Source organism: Spirillospora sp. NPDC049652, from assembly GCF_040675125.1.
GTDB lineage: Bacteria > Actinomycetota > Actinomycetes > Streptosporangiales > Streptosporangiaceae > Spirillospora.
In genome coordinates this window covers 1-4,587 of record NZ_JBFAOF010000588.1, presented here as the reverse complement: position 1 = coordinate 4,587, position 4,587 = coordinate 1, and the positions used below count along the sequence as shown (strand labels likewise).

Sequence of the window (4,587 nt, the reverse complement as noted above, 5' to 3'; positions counted from 1 at the left end):
CGGGCGGTCACCGGCTTCGTCCAGCGCACCCGGGCCTGGCACCGCGATCCGGCCGAAGGCCGCGCCCAACTGGACCTGCTCTACCGGCGCGCCGCCACCATCGTCCGCGACCGCGCCGCCCGCTGGCCCGAAGTCATCGCCCAAGGCCCCGAGGTGGCACTGCGGCAACTGTCGCGAAGGGCCGCCGCGGCACAAGCGGGCGACCCCGCACATCTGGCCGAGGGCCAGGTCACCGTCCTGCCCCGCTTCGACGCCCAGGCCCTCACCCCGAAGATGTGCGGGGCCCTGTGGTCCTACGCCGCGCTACCGCCTGAACGCTGACGCGCTGGTGTCGTGGTAGGTCCACATCTCGGCGAGCCGTCCCTCCCGCAGGCGGAGAAGCCAGACCAGGCGGGCGGCCGGCTCGTCCGGCGCTCCGCGGCTCGCACTGCCGACGACGGCCACCATGTCGCCGTCACCGAGGACGGTGTCGATTCGGAACCGCAGATCCGGCTGTGCGGCGCGGGTGCGCTCGACGGCCTGCCGGACGCCTCGCGGGCCGGTCACTTCGGGGTGGGCGTGGTCGGTCCAGTCCGGGCTGAGGATCTGGTCGGCGATCGAGGAGTCGCCGGTGTTCCACATCTCGAAGTACCGCATCGCGATGCGCTGGGAGGACTGGGGCGCGGGGCTGTTCACCTGGGCTCGATCCTGGGGTGAGAGTGGTGGGGGCGGCCTGGGGCACCGCGGCGGACGTCACCGGGAGCCGCCCGGCCGGCCCAGGGGCGAGGGCCGGCCGGGAACCGCGAACGGGTCAGGCGCCGACGTAGTCGGCGAGGTGCCGGCCCGTGAGGGTGGAGCGTGCGGCGACCAGGTCGGCGGGGGTGCCTTCGAAGACGACGCGGCCGCCGTCGTGGCCGGCGCCCGGGCCGAGGTCGATGATCCAGTCGGCGTGCGCCATGACGGCCTGGTGGTGCTCGATGACGATGACCGACTTGCCGGAGTCGACGAGCCGGTCGAGCAGGCCGAGGAGCTGCTCGACGTCGGCCAGGTGCAGGCCGGTGGTCGGTTCGTCCAGCACGTAGACGCCGCCCTTGTCGGCCATGTGCGTGGCGAGCTTGAGGCGCTGCCGCTCCCCGCCCGACAGGGTGGTGAGCGGCTGGCCGATGGTGAGGTAGCCGAGGCCGACGTCGGCGAGCCGGGCGAGGATCGCGTGCGCGGCGGGGGTGCGGGCGTCGCCGGAGCCGAAGAACTCCTCGGCCTCGGTCACCGGCATCGCCAGGACCTCGCTGATGTCGCGTCCGCCGAGGCGGTACTCCAGCACCGACGCCTGGAACCGCCTGCCCTCGCACTCCTCGCAGACGGTCGCGACGCCCGCCATCATCGCCAGGTCGGTGTAGATGACGCCCGCGCCGTTGCAGGTGGGGCAGGCGCCCTCGGAGTTGGCCGAGAACAGGGCGGGCTTGACGCCGTTGGCCTTGGCGAAGGCCTTGCGGATCGGCTCGAGCAGGCCGGTGTAGGTCGCCGGGTTGCTGCGCCGCGAGCCGCGGATCGCGGACTGGTCGACCGACACCACGCCCGCGCCGGCCGGGATCGAGCCGTGCACCAGGGAGCTCTTGCCGGAGCCCGCGACGCCGGTGATGACGGTCAGGACGCCGAGGGGGATGTCGACGTCGACGTCCTGGAGGTTGTGGGCGTTCGCGCCGCGGATCTCCAGCGCCCCGGTGGGCTTGCGGACGTCGCTCTTCAGCTTGGCCCGGTCGTCCAGGTGGCGTCCGGTGACGGTGCCGCTGGCCCGCAGGCCCGCGACGGTGCCCTCGAAGCAGACGGTGCCGCCGGCGGAGCCCGCGCCGGGGCCGAGGTCGACGACGTGGTCGGCGATGGCGATGGTCTCCGGCTTGTGCTCGACGACCAGGACGGTGTTGCCCTTGTCGCGCAGCCGCAGCAGCAGGTCGTTCATCCGCTGGATGTCGTGCGGGTGCAGGCCGATGCTGGGCTCGTCGAAGACGTAGGTGACGTCGGTGAGCGACGAGCCGAGGTGCCGGATCATCTTGACGCGCTGCGCCTCGCCGCCCGACAGGGTGCCGGCGGGCCGGTCGAGGGACAGGTAGCCGAGGCCGATCTCCACGAACGAGTCGAGGGTCTGCCGCAGCGAGCCGAGCAGCGGCGCGACCGACGGCTCGTCCAGCTCCCGAGTCCAGGCGGCCAGGTCGCTGATCTGCATCGCGCACGCGTCGGCGATGCTGATCCCGGCGATCTTGGAGGAGCGGGCGGGCGCGGCGAGCCGGGTGCCGTCGCACTCCGGGCAGGTGGTGAAGGTGACGGCCCGGTCGACGAACTCGCGGATGTGCGGCTGCATGCCCTCCTTGTCCTTGGCGAGCATCGACTTCTGGATGCGCGGCACCAGACCCTCGTAGGTCATGTTGATGCCCTCGATCTTCATCCGCGTCGGCTCGCGGTACAGGAAGTCGTGCAGCTCCTTCTTGGTGAACCGGCTGATCGGCTTCTCCGGGTCGAAGAAGCCGGACGAGGCGTAGAGCCGGTAGTTCCAGCCGCCCGCCTTGTACCCGGGGACGGTCATCGCGCCCTCGGCCAGCGACCTGCTCTCGTCGAACAGCTGGGTGAGGTCGAGGTCGGTGACGGTGCCGCGGCCCTCGCAGTTCGGGCACATGCCGCCGGTGACGCTGAAACTGCGCTTCTCCTTGACGGCCTTGCCGCCGCGCTCGACGGTGACGGCGCCCGCGCCGCTGATCGACGGCACGTTGAACGAGAACGCCTGCGGGGAGCCGATGTGCGGCTGCCCGAGCCGGCTGAACAGGATGCGCAGCATCGCGTTGGCGTCGGTGGCGGTGCCGACCGTGGAGCGCGGGTCGGCGCCCATCCGCTGCTGGTCGACGATGATCGCGGTGGTGAGGCCCTCCAGGACGTCCACGTCGGGGCGGGCCAGCGTCGGCATGAAGCCCTGCACGAACGCGCTGTAGGTCTCGTTGATCAACCGCTGCGACTCGGCCGCGACGGTGCTGAACACCAGCGAGCTCTTGCCCGAGCCGGACACGCCGGTGAACACCGTGAGCCGCCGCTTGGGCAGCTCGACGTCGATGTTCTTCAGGTTGTTCTCGCGGGCTCCGAGGACGCGGATCAGCTCGTGGCTGTCGGCCGCGTGCCCCCGCGCGGAGGCCCGTCCGGACGCTCGGGCGGACGCCTGCTCAGACGCCTGGTCGGACGGCCGGGTGTCCGGCTCGGTGGCCTTGCTCATGGTGTCTCCGTCGAGTCGGGTACGGCCGCAACGCTACTCACCCGCCTGACCTGCGACGATGGCAGGGGAGCGGTGCCGCGGCCCGCGTCGGCGGGCTGCGCGCGCGTCCGTCGCCGGCACAGGATGGGGCTGCGGCCTCGTGGGCCGAAACGCTACCGGTCGCTACCGACAGATTCTTCCGCCTCGTCCGTGGCCGTCCCGGCGGCATCGGCGATGTGGGCCGGAAGGCCGCGGTAGCCGAGCGGCTCGCTGTAGACGAGGTTGGTGGTGGTCGAGCCCAGTTCGAGGAGCTCGTCGACGACCTGCTCCAGGTGGCCCATCGAGGTCGCAGCGACCTTCAGGACGTAGCAGTCCTCGCCGGTGGTGCGCAGGCACTCCAGGATCTCCCCGCGCCTCCGCAGGAGGTCGTGCAGCGGGCCGTGCCGGTTGCCGGGGTACTTCAGCCGGACGACCGCGAGCACCGGCAGCCCGGCCTTGGCCAGGTCGACGCGGGCGTGGTAGCCGCTGATCACGCCCGTCTCCTCCAGCCGCCGGACCCGCTCGGTGGTGGCGGACGCGCTGAGGCTGACCCTCCGGCCCAGTTCGGTGAGCGCGAGGCGGCCGTCCCGCTGCAGTTCGGCGAGGATCGCCCGGTCGGTCGCGTCGAGATTCCCGGTCACGGCGCCAAAATACCGGCAGATCCACGGTTCGGAACGCCTGATGCCGGGAGGAATGCCTTCAGGCGGCGCGGTTCGGCTGGATAGCGTTGCCCGCGTGATTCTGGGAGTGAACGTTCCGAACTTCGGACCCGGCGCGGAGCCCGACCGGCTGGCCGCCTGGGCGCAGACCGTCGAGGGCCTCGGCTTCGACCTGCTGATGGTCTCCGACCACGTCGTCATCACGCCGGACGTCGCCGAGCGGTACCCCGCGCCGTTCTACGAGCCGTTCACCGCCCTCGCGTGGCTCGCGGGCGTCACCCGCCGGGTCCGGCTGGGCACGACGGTGCTCGTCGCGCCGTACCGGCATCCGCTGCTGGTCGCCCGCATGGCCGCCAACCTCAACCGGCTCAGCGGCGGACGGTTCGTCCTCGGCGTGGGCGCGGGCTGGGCGCGGCAGGAGTACGAGGCGCTCGGCGTCCCGTTCGAGCAGCGCGGCAAGCTCACCGCCGATCTGCTCCGGGACGTCCGTGCCGCCTGGCGGGACGCCGACGACTACCAGGGCGGACAGGCCCCCATCTGGGTGGGCGGGCACAGCGACGCGGCGTTGCGCCGGGCCGTCCTGTACGGCGATGCCTGGCACCCGCTGCGGGTCACCCTGCCCTGGCTGGAGGAGGCGGTCGAACGCCTCGGCCGGATCGCCGGGAGGGAAGGCCGCCC

The 4,587-nt window shown here is 72.3% G+C and carries 4 protein-coding genes and 1 pseudogene; 2 read left to right on the top strand and 3 right to left on the bottom strand.

From position 1 onward, the window contains the following. A pseudogene (locus AB0J52_RS28480) lies at nt 1–321 on the top strand (hypothetical protein); the annotation flags it as partial. Here AB0J52_RS28480 and AB0J52_RS28475 read toward each other — a convergent pair. The 3 genes from AB0J52_RS28475 to AB0J52_RS28465 form a co-directional block, all read right to left on the bottom strand. Then, nucleotides 304–675, bottom strand: a complete 372-nt coding sequence (locus AB0J52_RS28475; RefSeq protein WP_500185548.1) for an ester cyclase — start codon at nt 673–675, stop codon at nt 304–306. The pseudogene AB0J52_RS28480 and the gene AB0J52_RS28475 sit on opposite strands and share 18 nt — an antisense overlap. 115 nt (nt 676–790) lie before the next feature. Then, nucleotides 791–3,232 (bottom strand): ATP-binding cassette domain-containing protein, encoded by a 2,442-nt coding sequence (locus AB0J52_RS28470; RefSeq protein WP_500185546.1) that lies wholly within the window; start codon nt 3,230–3,232, stop codon nt 791–793. A gap of 152 nt (nt 3,233–3,384) precedes the next feature. Beyond that, nucleotides 3,385–3,891, bottom strand: coding sequence for an Lrp/AsnC family transcriptional regulator (locus AB0J52_RS28465; protein WP_500185544.1), 507 nt, complete (start codon nt 3,889–3,891; stop codon nt 3,385–3,387). Nucleotides 3,892–3,985: 94 nt separating this feature from the next. Between AB0J52_RS28465 and AB0J52_RS28460 the strand changes: the two genes are divergently transcribed. Next, on the top strand, nt 3,986–4,587 hold a 602-nt coding region (locus tag AB0J52_RS28460; RefSeq protein WP_500185543.1), incomplete at its 3' end, for an LLM class flavin-dependent oxidoreductase.